The organism is Latilactobacillus sp. (genome assembly GCF_033176295.1).
GTDB classification, from domain to species: domain Bacteria; phylum Bacillota; class Bacilli; order Lactobacillales; family Lactobacillaceae; genus Latilactobacillus; species Latilactobacillus sakei.
Window position 1 is genome coordinate 90,263 of the sequence record NZ_JAMQEX010000001.1, and the last position, 16,363, is coordinate 106,625.

At 41.5% G+C, this 16,363-nt stretch carries 15 protein-coding genes and 2 riboswitches; of the genes, 11 read left to right on the forward strand and 4 right to left on the reverse strand.

Translation table 11 applies throughout. From position 1 onward, the window contains the following. The first annotated feature begins 32 nt into the window (after window positions 1–32). A riboswitch (TPP riboswitch) is annotated at window positions 33–122 on the forward strand. 112 nt (window positions 123–234) lie between these two features. Both tenA and thiW read left to right on the forward strand, forming a co-directional pair. Then, complete coding sequence (gene tenA / locus NDN60_RS00500) at window positions 235–918, forward strand: thiaminase II (RefSeq protein ID WP_011374795.1); 684 nt, start codon at window positions 235–237, stop codon at window positions 916–918. Beyond that, window positions 911–1,417 (forward strand): energy coupling factor transporter S component ThiW, encoded by a 507-nt coding sequence (gene thiW / locus NDN60_RS00505; protein ID WP_056946699.1) that lies wholly within the window; start codon window positions 911–913, stop codon window positions 1,415–1,417. The genes tenA and thiW overlap by 8 nt, the downstream gene beginning before the upstream one ends. A gap of 31 nt (window positions 1,418–1,448) precedes the next feature. Here the strand turns inward: thiW and NDN60_RS00510 are convergent, their stop codons facing one another. The 3 genes from NDN60_RS00510 to NDN60_RS00520 form a co-directional block, all read right to left on the reverse strand. Then, window positions 1,449–2,414, reverse strand: coding sequence for a diacylglycerol/lipid kinase family protein (locus NDN60_RS00510; protein WP_011374793.1), 966 nt, complete (start codon window positions 2,412–2,414; stop codon window positions 1,449–1,451). Window positions 2,415–2,547: 133 nt separating this feature from the next. Continuing rightward, the gene (rnjA, locus tag NDN60_RS00515; protein WP_011374792.1) at window positions 2,548–4,236 is read right to left on the reverse strand and encodes a ribonuclease J1; all 1,689 of its coding nucleotides are present in this window, start codon (window positions 4,234–4,236) and stop codon (window positions 2,548–2,550) included. 4 nt (window positions 4,237–4,240) lie between these two features. Then, the gene (locus NDN60_RS00520) at window positions 4,241–4,453 is read right to left on the reverse strand and encodes a DNA-directed RNA polymerase subunit epsilon (RefSeq protein WP_011374791.1); all 213 of its coding nucleotides are present in this window, start codon (window positions 4,451–4,453) and stop codon (window positions 4,241–4,243) included. 196 nt (window positions 4,454–4,649) lie between these two features. Here NDN60_RS00520 and NDN60_RS00525 point away from each other — a divergent pair, with 196 nt between their 5' ends. From NDN60_RS00525 to NDN60_RS00535, 3 genes are read left to right on the forward strand one after another with little or no spacing between them, the layout of a single operon-like run. Further along, window positions 4,650–5,135 (forward strand): hypothetical protein, encoded by a 486-nt coding sequence (locus tag NDN60_RS00525; RefSeq protein ID WP_011374790.1) that lies wholly within the window; start codon window positions 4,650–4,652, stop codon window positions 5,133–5,135. Window positions 5,136–5,162: 27 nt separating this feature from the next. After that, window positions 5,163–6,902, forward strand: a complete 1,740-nt coding sequence (locus NDN60_RS00530; RefSeq protein WP_056946696.1) for an ABC transporter ATP-binding protein — start codon at window positions 5,163–5,165, stop codon at window positions 6,900–6,902. Further along, complete coding sequence (locus NDN60_RS00535; RefSeq protein ID WP_056946693.1) at window positions 6,889–8,652, forward strand: ABC transporter ATP-binding protein; 1,764 nt, start codon at window positions 6,889–6,891, stop codon at window positions 8,650–8,652. The genes NDN60_RS00530 and NDN60_RS00535 overlap by 14 nt, the downstream gene beginning before the upstream one ends. A 48-nt stretch (window positions 8,653–8,700) precedes the next feature. On the opposite strand, the gene def is transcribed toward NDN60_RS00535, so the two are convergent. Further along, window positions 8,701–9,258 (reverse strand): peptide deformylase, encoded by a 558-nt coding sequence (gene def, locus NDN60_RS00540; RefSeq protein WP_011374787.1) that lies wholly within the window; start codon window positions 9,256–9,258, stop codon window positions 8,701–8,703. A gap of 113 nt (window positions 9,259–9,371) precedes the next feature. Beyond that, window positions 9,372–9,537, forward strand: a riboswitch (M-box (ykoK) riboswitch). A 223-nt stretch (window positions 9,538–9,760) separates the two neighbouring features. Between def and NDN60_RS00545 the strand changes: the two genes are divergently transcribed. The 6 genes from NDN60_RS00545 (at window position 9,761) to NDN60_RS00570 (ending at window position 16,350) form a co-directional block, all read left to right on the forward strand. Then, window positions 9,761–10,444, forward strand: coding sequence for a hypothetical protein (locus NDN60_RS00545; RefSeq protein ID WP_011374786.1), 684 nt, complete (start codon window positions 9,761–9,763; stop codon window positions 10,442–10,444). 322 nt (window positions 10,445–10,766) lie between these two features. Next, the gene (gene pdhA, locus NDN60_RS00550) at window positions 10,767–11,876 is read left to right on the forward strand and encodes a pyruvate dehydrogenase (acetyl-transferring) E1 component subunit alpha (protein ID WP_056946690.1); all 1,110 of its coding nucleotides are present in this window, start codon (window positions 10,767–10,769) and stop codon (window positions 11,874–11,876) included. Between the two features lies 1 nt (window position 11,877). Beyond that, a complete protein-coding gene (locus tag NDN60_RS00555; protein WP_041820853.1) occupies window positions 11,878–12,855 on the forward strand; it encodes an alpha-ketoacid dehydrogenase subunit beta in 978 nt (325 codons plus the stop codon). A 29-nt stretch (window positions 12,856–12,884) separates the two neighbouring features. Then, the gene (locus NDN60_RS00560) at window positions 12,885–14,507 is read left to right on the forward strand and encodes a dihydrolipoyllysine-residue acetyltransferase (protein WP_011374783.1); all 1,623 of its coding nucleotides are present in this window, start codon (window positions 12,885–12,887) and stop codon (window positions 14,505–14,507) included. Window positions 14,508–14,514: 7 nt separating this feature from the next. Beyond that, window positions 14,515–15,921: a dihydrolipoyl dehydrogenase gene (gene lpdA, locus NDN60_RS00565; protein WP_011374782.1), complete on the forward strand. Its 1,407-nt coding sequence runs from the start codon at window positions 14,515–14,517 to the stop codon at window positions 15,919–15,921. 144 nt (window positions 15,922–16,065) lie between these two features. Further along, the gene (locus NDN60_RS00570; protein ID WP_011374781.1) at window positions 16,066–16,350 is read left to right on the forward strand and encodes a UPF0223 family protein; all 285 of its coding nucleotides are present in this window, start codon (window positions 16,066–16,068) and stop codon (window positions 16,348–16,350) included. The last annotated feature ends 13 nt before the right edge of the window (window positions 16,351–16,363 follow it).

The following is a 16,363-nucleotide window of genomic DNA, read 5'->3' on the forward strand; positions in this document are numbered from 1 at the left end:
TTCCATCCGTGCTATAATGAAGCCATAATTGAATAACGCATCTGGGGTGCCTAAGAGCTGAGATTATACCCATTGAACCTGATATAGTTAGGACTAGCGCAGGGAAATGTCGTGTCGTTTGTTGATTAAACGTGCTTATTTTGGTACCCGTCAATTTTTAATTGGCGGGTATTTTGAGTGCTTGTCAAGTGGCCCCAGAAGTGAATTGATTTCAATTCGTACAGGAGGGGCAACATGTCATTTACAAGTATTGTTCGTAAAGAAGCTGCACCATATTGGCAAGGTAGTTTACGTCATCCGTTTATCGTTCAATTGCAAGCGGGGACGCTGCCAGAAGAAATATTTCGGTATTATTTGATTCAAGATCATTATTATCTTCGTCATTTCAGAAAGTTACATCAAATCGTCGCCGATCACTGTCAGGATCAAGAATTAAAAGCGTTGATGACACTAAGCGCAACTGGTTTGAAAGATGGTGAAATGATCGTTCGGGAACAATTCTTTGAAGCTTTAAAAATAACGGCTGCTGAGGTTCGAGCGACGCCCATTGCGCCGACAACTGATCACTATGTTGCTCATATGTATCGGCAATTATTTGCGGATAACCCCGCCATCGCGGCGGCTGGTTTATACCCATGTGCTTGGTTATACGGTGATATCGGAATGGCTTTAAGTCAACAGCCGGCTTCACCTAATCCATATTATCAACGCTGGATTGAAACCTACACGATGGCTGAATTGCAGGATGAAATTCAAATGATGGGCACTGTTTTAAATCGCTTGTATGCAGCCAGTTCAGCGGAAGATCAGGTTAAAATGGTGCAGGCGTTTGTTCGTAGCAGCCAATTGGAATATCATTTTTGGGAGATGGCTTATCGTAAGGAACAATGGTTGCGTGGGGACGAATACGATGAATAATAGACGAACGAAACGATTAACCATCCTTGCGATGATGATTGCACTAGATGTCGTCTTATCGCCGTTATTTCGCATTGAAGGCATGGCACCGATGTCGAGTGTTCTGAACGTTACAGCGGCAGTGTTGATGGGGCCAATTTATGCAACCGTGATGGCGTTAGTGACGGCCGTTTTAAGAATGATGTTACTGGGGATTCCACCTTTAGCCTTAACGGGGGCTTTTTTTGGCGCTTTATTAGCTGGCCTTGGTTATCGCTATGGCGGGCATATTGGCTGGGCAATTGCAGGCGAAATTTTAGGAACGGGTTTAATCGGCTCGTTACTTTCTTATCCCGTTATGATTTGGTTTACCGGTAGTGCTAGTGGTTTATTTTGGTTCGTTTACACACCACGCTTTTTTGGCGGCGCCATTTCGGGCAGCCTAATTGCTGGGTTATCCTGGCTTAAATTAAAGGAAACCACGATTTTTATAGGTAATAAAAAAGAAGAACAACGTTAAATGGCGTTGTTCTTCTTTAATTTGTAAAAGCTTATTTGAATTGTTCTGTTTTAGTTGTTGTTAGCCAGAAGGGTTGGGATGTGACCTTGAAGTGCATATCAAATGCGCGACTACCCATTTCTTCGCCATCGACTTGGCCAAATTCTAACGTTTGGGTTCGAATGACAAGATCATCAGTTCTAAAATGATGAACCGTCTTATAGCGGGTGTGTTTGCCCATTAGCATCATGATGAATAGGTAGCAGAAGAAGAAAACGTTCAACTTTTCAATCACCACGAGGTCGAGTTTTTGATCATCGACGCGGGCAGAAGGCATGATGGGAACACCACTGCCAAAGTAAGGATGATTCGTGGTTGTGACAAGAAAACCACGGCTAAAGTTTTTAACGGATCCGTTGGCCTTGACGGTCACTTGGAAAGCATCTTGCGATGTAAAGGCCTGGATTAGCGAGAAGACGTAAGATAAGGAGCCGAGATGGCATTTATTTAAGAAGCGTTTGCTTTTAGAGTTGTTAGTGATACTGACGACGGAAGCGTCAAAACCAATACCGACATTGTTGACGAAATAACCAGTCTCGTTCTTGAGAGCATCGTGATAGACACCCAAATCGATATTGACGGGGGCGGTAGCTGCAAGAATCTGTTCGAGCGCTTGTAGTGGATCGCTATTTAAGCCAATTCCACGCGCGAAATCATTACCAGAGCCACAAGGTAAATATGCGATGGGGATATCATGTTTACCGGCACTTTGGACCCCATTAATGGCTTGGTTTAAAGTACCATCACCGCCGACAATCAACAAAACTTGATTCGTTCGTTTAAAACGGGCAAATTGGTAGGCAATCCGAGTGGTATGACCGGGATAGCTAGAAATTTGTAATTCATATGAAATACCGCGTTGCTTGAGGGCAGTTTCGATTTGCGGCCAAATCTTCTGAGCTTGGCCAGTACCAGCAACTTGATTTAAAATAATATAAAAATGTGGCGTATCAGCCATTCGGATACCCCCTTTCAGAAAAGATATTCGGTGTATATTATAGCGGGAAATGACAAGTTTTACTACCTAAATTTTTGATAAGAATTAAAAAAAAGGGCGATACAAACGTGAGTTTGTATCGCCCTTAAAGGTTTTATTCATTACTTTGAATGATCATTGGTAAAATCATCGGATGGCGTTCCGTCTTTTCAAATAAGAAATCTTGAAGGCCATCGATGATTGCTTCTCGGACTTGGTTTTCAGTGACCTTGTCGTTAGCATTGAACGTGTTGACGATCATTCTGAAAACCCGTCGTTGGGCTTCGCTGATCAATTCACCAGATTCACGCATATAGACAAACCCCCGTGAAAGGATATCAGGACCGGCAAGAATGTTTTTCTCACCGAAGTTAATCGTTGCGACAACCACGACCAAGCCTTCTTCAGAAAGCATTTTACGATCGCGAAGGACAACGTTACCGATATCACCAATCCCGTTACCATCTACATAAACATCGTCGGCACTGAAATGGCCAGCAACATGTGCTGAGTCAGCGGTTAAGGCTAAGACATCACCATTTTCAAGGATGAAACAATTATCCGGTTCAACGCCACATTGTTGGGCGAGTTCGGTATGAATCTTTTGCATCCGGTATTCACCATGACAAGGCATGAAGAACTTAGGTTTCATTAAACGCAACATTAATTTTTGTTCTTCTTGGCCACCATGACCAGAAGTATGAATGTTGTTGACCTTACCATGAATAACTTCAGCGCCTGCTTCAGAAAGCTTATTGATAACGTGGTTAACGCTCGTTGTATTCCCAGGAATTGGATTACTTGAGAAAACAACTGTATCGCCAGGTTGGATTGAAATCTGACGGTGAGTACCGTTAGCAATCCGGCTCAAAGCGGCCATTGGTTCGCCTTGAGAACCCGTACAGATAATCATCACTTTATCAGCAGGTAATGAGTTAAGTTGACTTGCATCAACCAGTGCTTCATCAGGAATATTTAAATAACCTAATTCACGACCATTAACAACGGCAGCTTCCATGCTACGTCCGAAGACCGCAATCTTTCGACCGTTAGCAATCGCTGCATCGGTTGCTTGTGAGACCCGTGAAATATTAGAAGCGAAAGTTGCGAAGATAATCCGGCCTTCAATCCGTTCCACAATGTGGCGGATTGAATCGCCAACAAAACGTTCTGATTTCGTGAAGTTAGGCACTTCAGCATTGGTACTATCAGACATTAAGCAAAGAACGCCTTCTTCGCCAAGACGTGCCATCTTTTGAAGGTTAGGGGAAGGTTGATTACCAACTGGTGTTAAGTCAAACTTGAAATCACCAGTTTCAACAACGACCCCTTGAGGTGTATGAATCGCAACCCCTAATGTATCAGGAATTGAATGGGTTGTCCGGAAGAAATCAACACTGGTTTTGCGGAATTTAAGGACGGTATCTTCGTTTATTTCATGTAATTCAGTAGACCGCAAAAGGCCATGTTCTTCTAACTTACCGCGAATTAAAGCAAGAGCTAAAGGACCTGCATAAACAGGAACGTTTGGCACTTGTTGTAAAAAGAAAGGTAACCCACCAATATGATCTTCATGACCATGAGTAATCACAAGGGCTTTGATTTTTTGTTGGTTCTTTTGAAGATATTGATAATCGGAAATGACATAGTCAATCCCTAATAATTCATCTTCTGGAAACTTGATGCCGGCGTCAATAACGATAATTTCATCTTGGAATTGAACACCGTACATGTTCTTACCAATTTCGCCAAGACCCCCTACGGCAAAAACGGCTGTTTCATTGTTTTTTATATTGAGTTTCATTTATTTAGAACTCCGTTAATTTGAAGTCTTCTGATTCTTGTTCGTAAGCTAAGTGTTCACCAGTAAGCTCTTGTACAAATTCAATATTGTAGGGTGTATTGTCTTCAACAAGTTGACGTGCTTCAACGGCACTGTTAGCTTCAAGATAGAGGGATTTAGTTGCCTCGCGTAGAGGGCTTTGTGTTTTGTCTGCTTGGAAAAGTACTTTATAAATCAATTGTAAAACTCCTTTGATATTCATCTTATTTTTAAACGAAAGTTTAACCGTCCAGAGGTTGATTACTCAACATTTAAGAATATTTTAGCATATCTTTTGTTTAAAGTATACATTGAGCAATGGCCTCGTAATAGCGAGTTTACTCTAATTCGGTTATAATTATGACAACCGTTACAAATAGAAAGAGGGGGTTGCCATGTTGATTTGGTTATTACTACTAGTCTTAATTGGATTGGTGGGCGGTCTAGCTTGGTTCATTCATCGTATTCGTCGACAAAGAGCCATGCGGATTTTACAAAGTAGTAGTCAAGAAACGGTAGACGAGATTGTCAATATTGCGTATCAAAGATTATTGAGCGTCCAACCGCAATTTTATACGAAACAAGCAACTTTGACTGCCAATTTACCAACAGAAGTTTGGGGCGGGAATGTGATGTTGTTTGAGTATCGCGTAAATGTTTTACAAACGGATGTGTCGTTAAAACCGATTACAGAAACGTTAGCGCAGACTTTAAATGAGGTTGCAGATGAGCGACGAATTGCCTCCGTTAATCCTAAATATCCAGCGTTAGTGATTACGGATGCTTGGTTATTGGACCAGGAGTACCATTTTGATGTGGCGTTTATTGTCAATCGGGAAACGATTGAATACGTCAAGGATATGGCACGTGTGATGGACTAAATTTGAAACAAGAAGGAGTTAGCACCTATGAAATTAATGTGGCGCTATACCATTCGCTATAAAAAACTACTATTTTGGAATTTTATTTGCGTATTTGGGTTTATTTTAATTGAACTAGGATTACCAACTTTATTAGGACAAATTATTGATAAAGGTATCAACCGCCATACGGTCGGGCCGGTTTGGCAATATGGGACTTTAATGGTTGTTATTTCCTTAATTGGCTTGGTGGGGTTAATTGGCCTAGCCTACACGGGGAGTCGCTTAACCACTAATTTAACACGTGATATCCGGAACGATATTTTTAAAAAGACGATGCAATTTTCACATCATGAATATGGTGAATTTGGCGTGTCTTCCTTAATTACTCGGACGACCAACGATGCGTTTCAAGTGACGCAATTCATGGTGCAAGTGTTACGAACTGGGTTTATGACCCCGATGATGATCGTTGCCAGTGCGTTTATGATTGTGCGGACGAGTCTGTCGTTATCATGGATTGTTTTTGCAGCCATTCCGATTTTATTAGTTGGGGTGGTCATCATTGGTTGGTTATCCGAACCAATGTCTGCAGAACAACAAAAAAACTTAGATGCAATCAATTTAAACTTACGTGAAAATTTAACTGGGATTCGTGTTATTCGCGCATTTGTGCGTGAAAAATTCCAGAGTATGCGTTTTAGAAAAGTTAATGAAGCCTACAGTCAGAGTTCAATCAAACTCTTTACATTAGTAGCCCTCGCACAACCTGGCTTTTCATTTATCTTCAATATTGTGTTCGTGTTAATCATTTGGCAAGGGGCGGTTCAAATTAACACGGGTCACTTGGCAGTGGGGACGTTAATTGCCTTTATTGAATACATTTTCCACGTACTATTTTCATTCATGCTCTTCGCAAGTGTCTTCATGATGTACCCTAGAGCGGCTGTTTCAGCAGAACGGATTGAAAAAGTCCTTAATTCACCCGTAGATATTACGGATGATGACCAAGGGATTCAAACCACGACTACCCAAGGCGAATTGGCTTTTGAAAATGTGTCGTTTGCTTATCCTGGTCCGACAGAAAGTCCGGTCATTCGGGATGTCAGTTTTAAAGCCCATCCAGGGGAAACCGTCGCCTTCATCGGTAGTACGGGGAGTGGTAAATCAACCTTAATCCAATTGATTCCACGCTTTTTCGATGTGACACGGGGTCAAGTGATGATTGATGGTTACGATGTTCGTGATTATCAATTGAAAGCATTACGCCAAAAAATTGGTTTTATTCCTCAAAAAGCAGTCCTCTTTACCGGCACGATTGCGGATAACTTGCGCTATGGTAATCCGGAAGCAACGGATGCTGAATTATGGGATGCTTTAACGATTGCCCAATCCAAAACATTTGTGGCGGAAAAACCAGAGGGACTCCAAACGTATTTGGCCGAAGGGGGCAACAACTTATCAGGTGGGCAAAAGCAACGGCTAGCGATTGCCAGAGCAATTGTTCGTCGGCCAGACATTTACGTCTTTGACGATAGCTTCTCAGCTTTGGATTATCAAACTGATGCGGCTTTACGGGGCGCTTTAAAATCGATTACGAAAGATGCGACGGTCTTAATTGTCGCCCAACGTGTAGGGACGATTATGAATGCGGATCGAATTGTCGTCTTAAATGAAGGCCAAGTTGTGGGCATCGGGACCCACAAGGAATTACTTAAAACAAATGAGGTTTATCGGGCCATTGCCGCCTCACAGTTATCAAAGGAGGAGCTCAATGAAGAATATTAAGGTGCTCAAACGCCTGATGCGCTATATTGGGCCGTATAAAATAACGTTCTGGTCAGCAATTACTGCAACGGTGATTTCCGTTTTAGCGAATGCGCTATGGCCATTTATCATGGGACTAGCAGTGACTGAAATTAGTCAAAACTTAGCGCAACACGTCGCCGTTAACTTTAGTTACATTACTAAAGTGATTGCGATGATTCTCAGCTTTGCATTACTTTATCAAACGATGATGTTTCTGGGATCGTTTTTAATGACGCGTGCCGTCCAACACGCAATGCGTGATTTACGGCGGGATATCAATCTACAGATGAACGCTTTGCCAGTCCGTTTCTTTGATTCACAACAACAAGGCAATATCTTGTCGCGGGTTACTAATGATGTTGATGCAATTACCAATGCCTTGCAACAGAGTTTAATCCAAGTGGTGACCTCAATTTTGGGGATCATCATGGCGGTTGTCATGATGTTGACGATTAATTTATGGATGGCATTACTATCCTTAATTATGATTCCGACCTCACTTTTGATTTCTAAAGCAATCATCAAAAAGTCACAAGTTTACTTCCAAGGGCAACAAAATACCTTGGGTGAGATGAACGGCTATGTTCAAGAAAACTATGGTGGCTTCAGTGTCTTGAAGTTGTATGGTCAAGAAGAACGAGCAGTTGATGAATTTGCAGCGATTACGGATCGATTGACTGAATTTGGCTTCAAAGCGGCCTTTATTTCAGGGATTATGATGCCATTAGTGGGTTTGACGACTAACTTGACTTACGCTGGGATGGCAACCTTGGGTGGTTACTATGTCTTGCACGGTGTCATTACGGTTGGTAACTTGCAGGCCTTTATTCAATATATTTGGCAGATTAATCAACCGATTTCGCAAATCACACAATTATCCGGTGTGATGCAAGCCGCTGCCGCTGCGACACAACGAGTTTTTGAAATCTTAGATGAACCGATTGAACCAACTGATCAAGAAACGGCTGAATTACCGGCTGATGTTCAGGGGAAAGTTGAATTTAAAGATGTCAGCTTTAGCTATGATCCAGCCAAACCGTTGATTCGTGATTTAAGTTTCACTGCTAATCCGGGCGATAAAATTGCGATTGTTGGGCCAACTGGGGCCGGGAAAACGACGATGATTAATTTATTAATGCGTTTTTACGATGTCAGTTCTGGTCAAATCCTGATTGATGGCGTCGATACCCGCCAATTGAGTAAACAGACAGTTCGCTCACTCTTTGGGATGGTGCTGCAGGATGCTTGGTTGTACCACACAACGATTACGGAAAATATTCGTTTTGGGAAGCTAGATGCCACTGAATATGAAGTCGTGGATGCTGCCAAAACGGCTAATGTTGATCACTTTATCCATACATTGCCAAATGGCTATCAGATGACAATTGATGAAGAAGCGGATAACGTGTCGTTAGGACAAAAGCAACTCTTAACGATTGCTCGGGCAGTGATTGCTAATCCTAAAATTTTGATTTTAGATGAAGCAACCAGTTCAGTCGATACGCGCTTAGAAAGCTTATTACAAAAGGCGATGGAAAAAGTGATGCAAGGACGAACAAGCTTTGTGATTGCCCATCGCTTATCAACAATTCGGGATGCTAACTTAATTTTAGTGATGGATCACGGTCAAATTGTTGAAAAAGGAACGCATGATGACTTATTAGCCGCTAATGGTGTTTATGCTAAGCTTTATAACAGTCAATTTGCAGAAGCAAAATTAAATGCATAGAAAAAAGGTTAAGCCCAATTTGGGGCTTAACCTTTTTTCGTTAGTTCATTATTCAAGAATAATCATATCATCCGGTGCGGCAAATGGATTTTCTTTGTTGATGTGGTCAAAGAAAAGAATACCGTTTAAATGATCGATTTCGTGTTGGCAAACAATTGCGGGATAGTTTTTAAGACGAATCTTATGACTAACACCTTCAACGTCTTGATAACGTAATGTAATTCTGTCGTGCCGGGGCACATAACCGGGGACTTCGCGGTCGACTGATAGGCAACCTTCACCTTCGGCTAAAGCAGCGTCTTGAACAGAGTGGCTAATAATCTTAGGATTAATAATTACGTCCTTCAAGATTGGGGCTTCGCCTTCAGGGCCTGGGACTAAAACGGCTGACATTTGTTTTGAAACATCGACTTGTGGAGCGGCTAAACCAACACCGGCGCGTAATTGATATTTCGCAGCAATTTCTGGATCTTGGCTATTTTCCAAGAATGTCATCATGTCAGCGGCAAGTTGCCGATCTTCGTCAGATAATGGGAATGAAACAGGTTGTGCAATTTCTCTAAGTGTAGGATTACCTTCGCGGATAATATCTTTCATTAATATCACAGTTAAGACCTCCGATTAATTCATCATAGGTTATTCTAGCACAGAATTAAAAAAAACGGAACAAATGGGTTGACCCACCTATTGATAACCAGTAGAATGGGTATATAGAGATATCGCTTTTCCGTTAGGTGAGGCTCCTATATGAACATACGCTGCTACTCAGAAACATCGAGAGATGCCAATTGAGTCAACAAAAACTGCCAATGAAGGCTTTTTCTAACGTAGCTGAACATGGTTTCTACGTCATATAGTGCTAAAACTGAACGATTGGGAACGCCATGATGTTATGGATGACGCTCAATTGTTGTGCGTCTTTTTTTGTACAACTAAGTGCGATCTCTAAAATTAATTAGAAAGTCTGGTGAGTAAAATGTTGCAAACAGCTGAAGGTCCGTTAAGTAGTAGCGATAGTGATCATCCGAGGTGGTCTGTCTTTTTACTGCCAGCATTAGGCTAGCAGTGTTACGACGACTTCCTCAAAAGGGAAGGAGTGTCGAACGCGATGCACAAGAATTTAAAGCAAGAAACAACATTAAACGCAATCACAAGCAGCGGGATGTTAATGCGTTTGTTGGCAACTCGTCCAAGCGGGTTAACAACGATTGAAGCTGCAAAACGCGCATCGTTAGTTGCCGATTCAAATCAGATGGCAAGTGTTGTGCGTGATGGTTTTCTACGTGAAATTGGTGTTGATCAAATTGTAGCAGGTGACATCTTAGTATTAAATGCGACAGAAAAAGCACCAGTTGCCGTAGCGACAATTGATAAAGAAATGGCGGTCATCAAAGCTGGTACAGTTGTTAAAACTGGTACCAGAGGTGTCGTGTTGAATGAAACACTATCACCTAAGGATGATATCGCTAAGGTTCGCCTAGGAAATGCCTTCTTAATGGCAGTGGCAGCACTTGTATCATTCTTTGCGGTCCTTGCAGTCAACGAATTTGCTTTTGTTGGTGTGACAATTGGCTTAGCAATTTGTACTGCAGTTATGATGATGCGTGTTACAAAAACAGGGCAATTCAAAAATTTACTTGTTTTTGTAAGTATCGGTCAATTACGGATGCGCCTACTAGTTAATCTTCACCGTCTAATGACTCATTTAAGAGTTGAACCAGTTTGGGCGGATGTTCAACGCTTCCTAGTACATGCTGGGAACGCTGAAATTCCCCAACCGGTCTTGGCGTGAAGTACCCCAACAAATATAATTAACAAGCGTTTAGTACAGACGATGGTTTGTACTAGCGCTTTTTTTGTGCATTGATCCGGTTGTTATTATATAACAGAATTTAAATATATTATATAACAGAGGAAGCTTTTAGCGGATGCTAATCAGTTGGTGACTAAATTCACATATACATAAAACGATAAGCGCAAGGTGTTTGATGATTAGTTATGTAAAACGCTTGCATTTAGTGCTGTAAAATGCTAAATTATATTTGTGAAGAAGCTTAATTGATACAGATATAAGCAAACATTAAAACAGTTTAGTGAAGAGGAGAATGAATATTATGGCCAATAATAAAGCTGCAGTTAATTTTGATAAACTACTCGGCGATGAAAGCCAAGATTTTAAAACAGTTCAGATTCTAGATGAAACTGGCCAAGTTGTAAATCCTGATATCATGCCAGATCTAAGTGATGAACAACTTGTTGAATTGATGAAACAGATGGTTTGGTCACGTGTGTTAGATCAACGTGCAACTGCCTTAAATCGTCAAGGCCGTTTAGGTTTTTACGCACCAACTGCCGGACAAGAAGCGAGTCAATTAGCAAGCAATTTTGCGATGAACAAGGATGATTTCTTATTCCCTGGTTATCGTGATGTACCACAATTGGTGCAACATGGCTTACCTCTATCACAAGCTTTCTTATGGTCACGTGGTCATATTGAAGGTAACAAGTATCCAGAATCACTCAAAGCAATGCCACCACAAATTATTATCGGGGCACAATACATTCAAGCAATGGGTGTTGCTGTCGGGATGAAGAAACGTCAGTCCAAGAATGCCGTTTATGTTTATACGGGTGATGGCGGTACTTCACAGGGTGATTTCTATGAAGGCATTAACTTTGCTGGTGCTTTTAAAGCCCCTGCAATCTTCGTTGTTCAAAATAACGGTTTTGCTATTTCAGTTCCTCGTGAAAAACAAACAGCCGCAGTGACATTAGCCCAAAAGGGGGTTGCTGCCGGGATTCCTGCTATCCAAGTAGATGGGATGGATCCACTAGCCGTTTATGAAGTCATGAAAGAAGCTAGAGATTTCACAACCGCTGGCAACGGACCTGTTTTAATTGAAACCTTAACTTATCGTTATGGACCCCATACACTCTCCGGGGATGACCCAACTCGTTATCGGACAAAAGAAACAGATGATATTTGGTTGAAACGTGATCCACTAGTTAGGATGCGTCGTTTCTTAACGAATAAGGGCCTCTGGTCAGAAGATCAAGAAAATGAATTAATTGATCAAGTTAAAGCAGCTATTAAAGAAGCAATCAATGAAGCAGATGCTATTCCTAAACAAAAGGTAACTGACTTCTTAAAAGTAACATTCGAAGAACAACCACAAAATATTCAAGAACAAATCACAGAATACAGTGCAAAGGAGTCGAATTAAGATGGCACAAAAAACAATGATTCAAGCAATTACAAATGCGCTGGATTTAGAACTAGCAAGTGATGAAAATGTCTTAATTTTCGGGGAAGATGTCGGCAAAAATGGTGGTGTTTTCCGTGCGACTGAAGGCTTGCAAGCTAAACATGGCGAAGAACGCGTTTTCGATACACCTTTAGCTGAATCTGGGATTGGTGGTTTATCAATCGGGTTAGCTTTGGAAGGTTTTAGACCCGTTCCGGAAATTCAATTCTTTGGTTTTGTTTTTGAAACATTAGATTCAATCGCCGGTCAAATGTCACGGACTCGTTATCGGATGGGTGGCACACGTAATATGCCAATTACAATCCGGGCACCATTTGGTGGCGGTGTGCATACTCCTGAAATGCATTCAGATAACTTTGAGGGTATGATTACCCAAATTCCTGGGATTCGAGTAGTTGTCCCAAGCAATCCATACGACGCTAAAGGCTTATTGATTGCGGCGATTCGTTCAAATGATCCTGTTTTATATTTGGAACATATGAAACTTTATCGCTCATTCCGTGAGGAAGTGCCAGACGAATCTTACACAGTGCCACTTGATAAAGCTGCTGTCACATTGGAAGGTTCAGATGTTTCAATCATCACTTACGGCGCAATGGTTCGCGAGGCTAAGAAAGCGGCTGAAAATTTAGCTAAAGATAATATTTCAGTAGAAATCATCGATTTGCGGACCATCGCCCCATTAGATATTAAAACCATTATTGCATCAGTTGAAAAAACCGGTCGCGTTGTCATTGTGCAAGAAGCACAAAAACAAGCGGGTGTTGGGGCACAAGTGGCTTCTGAAATTTCAGAACGCGCTGTCCTTTCATTAGAAGCACCAATTGGTCGCGTTTCAGCACCAGATACACCATTCCCATTTGGGCAAGCTGAATCAACATGGTTACCAAACGCAACTGATATTGAAAATAAAGTTAAAGAAGTTATTAACTTTTAGTCGATAACGAAGGAAGGGACGACATAAGCATGGCATATCAATTTAAATTACCAGATATCGGTGAAGGTATTGCAGAAGGCGAAATCCAAAAATGGGCAGTCGCAGAAGGCGATACAATTGCGGAAGACGATACATTACTAGAAGTCCAAAATGATAAATCAGTTGAAGAAATCCCATCACCTGTTAGTGGTAAGATTGTTAAAATCTTAGTGGGTGAAGGCGAAGTTGCAACAGTGGGTCAAGTCCTCGTTGAAATCGATGCACCAGGAGTTGAAGGTAACGATGCACCAACAGCAGAAACAACTACGCCAGCAGCAGAACAACCTGCAGCGCCAGCAGCCAGTGAAGGTGTTTATCAATTTAAGTTACCAGATATTGGTGAAGGGATTGCAGAAGGCGAAATCCAAAAATGGGCAGTCGCAGAAGGCGATACAATTGCAGAAGACGATACCTTATTAGAAGTCCAAAACGATAAATCAGTTGAAGAAATCCCATCACCTGTTAGCGGTAAGATTGTTAAAATCTTAGTCGGTGAAGGCGAAGTTGCAACAGTCGGGCAAGTGCTTGTTGAGATTGATGCACCAGGCCACAATACTGCAACAGCTTCAGCGCCCGTAGCAACAACGCCAGCACCTCAGGCGGCAGAAACACCAGTAGCAACTAATAATAGTAGTGACACAAGCGTGGTTGCCATTAGTGATCCAAATCGGAAAGTATTGGCAATGCCATCTGTCCGTCAGTTTGCGCGTGAGAATAACGTGGATATTAGCCAAGTGCCAGCGACTGGTAAACACGGTCGTACGACGAAAGAAGATATTCAAAACTTCATGCAAAATGGTACTGCACTAGTTGCTTCAACGACAACCACTGACACTAAGAGTGCCCCTGTAACCACAGCGACACCTGAACCAGCAGTAGCCGTTAAACCTTATGAATCAGCAACACCAGAACTTGAAACACGTGAAAAGATGTCACCAACACGAAAAGCAATTGCTAAAGCAATGGTGACAAGCAAGCATATTGCACCGCACGTGACATTATTTGATGAAGTTGAAGTTTCTAAATTAATGACCCATCGTAAGAAATTTAAGGATGTTGCTGCTAAGAAAGATATTAAGTTAACCTTCTTACCATACATTGTTAAGGCTTTAGTAACTGTTTTACGTGATTTCCCAACGTTGAACGCCTCAATTGACGACACAACAAGCGAAATTGTTTATAAACACTACATTAATGTCGGCATCGCAACCGATACTGATCACGGCCTTTATGTACCAAACATTAAAGATGCCGACAGCAAGAGTATCTTTGCCATCGCTAAGGAAATTGGCGAAAACACGCAAAAAGCTTTGGATAATAAGTTAAAACCTGCTGAAATGAGTGGCGGTTCAATGACGATTAGTAACATCGGATCAATCGGTGGTGGTTGGTTTACACCAGTTGTTAACTACCCTGAAGTGGCTATCCTAGGGGTTGGCCGTATCGGCACAGAACCAATTGTTAACGAAGATGGCGAACTTGCAGTTGGTAAAGTCTTAAAATTATCATTATCATTTGATCACCGTTTAATTGATGGTGGGACTGCGCAACGTGCGATGAACGAATTAAAAGAATTATTAGCTGATCCAGAGCTACTATTGATGGAAGGATGATTTAAAAATGGTTGTAGGTGATTTTGCAATTGAATTAGAAACTGTCGTTATTGGTTCTGGACCTGGGGGCTACGTTGCTGCCATTCGAGCAGCTGAAATGGGTCAAAAAGTAACGGTTATTGAACGTGAAAATATCGGTGGGATTTGTTTGAACGTCGGCTGTATCCCTTCTAAAGCGTTAATCTCTGCAGGTCATCGTTTGCAAGAAGCTAAGAATTCCGAAGTTTTCGGTGTTTCAACAACGGGTGCAACGCTTGATTTTGCAAAGACGCAAGACTGGAAACAACACCAAGTTGTCGAAAAATTAACGGGCGGCATTTCAATGTTGTTTAAAAAACACAAAATTGATGTCTTAGACGGTTCTGCCTTTTTAGTTGATGAACATAGCTTACGGGTCATTAAAGAAGAAAGTGCACAAACTTATAGTTTCAAGAACTTAATCATCGCAACTGGTAGTCGCCCAATTGAAATTAAGGGCTTCAAGTTCAACAAACGCGTGATTGATTCAACTGGTGGTTTAAACTTAACGGAAGTGCCTAAGGAATTAGTTGTGATTGGCGGGGGTTACATCGGTTCTGAATTAGCAGGTGCTTACGCTAACTTGGGTGCCCACGTCACCATTCTTGAAGGAACGGATTCAATTTTGCCAAACTTCGAAAAAGACATGGTGCAACTTGTAACGAAGAACTTCAAGACTAAGGGTGTCGATGTGATTACCGGTGCTATGGCTAAAGAATCAATCGAAACAGATCAAAACGTGACTGTTAAATACGAAGTTGGCGGCAAGGAAGAACAATTGGTTGCCGATTATGTCATGGTAACTGTTGGTCGTCGTCCTAATACTGATGATATGGGCTTGGAACAAGCTGGTATCAAGATGGCTGATCGTGGTTTAATCGAAGTTGATCAACAAGGTCAAACTAATATCAAAGGCATCTATGCTATTGGTGATATTGTTTCCGGTGCTGCGTTGGCTCATAAGGCCAGTTATGAAGCTAAAATTGCTGCCGAAGCAATCGCTGGTAAAAAAGTGATTGTGGACTACAAAGCGATGCCAGCGGTTTGTTATACTGATCCAGAATTGGCAACCACTGGTTTAACGGTTGCTGAAGCAAAAGAAAAAGGCTATAACGCCAAAGGTTTTAAATTCCCATTTGCTGCTAACGGTCGTGCGTTGTCGTTGGCTGAAACTGACGGTTTTGTACGCTTAGTAACGAATACTGACGATAATACGTTGCTTGGTGCACAAGTAGCAGGCGTTGGTGCTAGCGACTTGATCTCAGAATTAACCTTAGCAATTGAATCAGGGATGAATGCGGAAGATTTAGCCTTAACAATTCACCCACATCCAACATTGAGTGAAGCAATTATGGATGATGCTGAATTAGCATTAGGCCTACCAATTCACATCTAACACTGAAGGGTTCGTCATGAATTGTGACGGCCCTTTTTGTATACACTTGCTAAAACGATTCGACAGTTCCTAAAAAAATGCGCTATAATGATTGATATTAAAAACGTCAATTTTGCTTAAATTGACTTAAATTTAGGAGTACTTATGCAAACTAACTATAGCTATCCTTTAGAATCAGATTGGACACCAGAAGAAGTGGTTCAAGTCATGCATTTATATAATCTTGTTGAACAAGCTTATGAATTTGGCGCTAAAGTTGAAGATTTAAACGCGGCCTACCGTGATTTTAAACAAGTCGTTCGAAGCAAGATGATTGAAAAACAACTTGATAAAGCTTTTACGGAAGCTTCTGGTTATTCAATCTACCGTTGTATGCAAACTGCTCAAAAGAGTGGCCGGGCACAAATTAAGATGACGACTAATAATTGAAAGTAGATGAAAA

Excerpts from the sequence above, each read along its gene's own strand:
- tenA (WP_011374795.1), top strand. The coding sequence starts at position 235 with ATGTCATTTACAAGTATTGTTCGTAAAGAAGCTGCACCATATTGGCAA.
- thiW (WP_056946699.1), top strand. The coding sequence starts at position 911 with ATGAATAATAGACGAACGAAACGATTAACCATCCTTGCGATGATGATT.
- NDN60_RS00510 (WP_011374793.1), bottom strand. The coding sequence starts at position 2,414 with ATGGCTGATACGCCACATTTTTATATTATTTTAAATCAAGTTGCTGGT.
- rnjA (WP_011374792.1), bottom strand. The coding sequence starts at position 4,236 with ATGAAACTCAATATAAAAAACAATGAAACAGCCGTTTTTGCCGTAGGG.
- NDN60_RS00525 (WP_011374790.1), top strand. The coding sequence starts at position 4,650 with ATGTTGATTTGGTTATTACTACTAGTCTTAATTGGATTGGTGGGCGGT.
- NDN60_RS00530 (WP_056946696.1), top strand. The coding sequence starts at position 5,163 with ATGAAATTAATGTGGCGCTATACCATTCGCTATAAAAAACTACTATTT.
- NDN60_RS00535 (WP_056946693.1), top strand. The coding sequence starts at position 6,889 with ATGAAGAATATTAAGGTGCTCAAACGCCTGATGCGCTATATTGGGCCG.
- NDN60_RS00545 (WP_011374786.1), top strand. The coding sequence starts at position 9,761 with ATGCACAAGAATTTAAAGCAAGAAACAACATTAAACGCAATCACAAGC.
- pdhA (WP_056946690.1), top strand. The coding sequence starts at position 10,767 with ATGGCCAATAATAAAGCTGCAGTTAATTTTGATAAACTACTCGGCGAT.
- NDN60_RS00555 (WP_041820853.1), top strand. The coding sequence starts at position 11,878 with ATGGCACAAAAAACAATGATTCAAGCAATTACAAATGCGCTGGATTTA.
- NDN60_RS00560 (WP_011374783.1), top strand. The coding sequence starts at position 12,885 with ATGGCATATCAATTTAAATTACCAGATATCGGTGAAGGTATTGCAGAA.
- lpdA (WP_011374782.1), top strand. The coding sequence starts at position 14,515 with ATGGTTGTAGGTGATTTTGCAATTGAATTAGAAACTGTCGTTATTGGT.
- NDN60_RS00570 (WP_011374781.1), top strand. The coding sequence starts at position 16,066 with ATGCAAACTAACTATAGCTATCCTTTAGAATCAGATTGGACACCAGAA.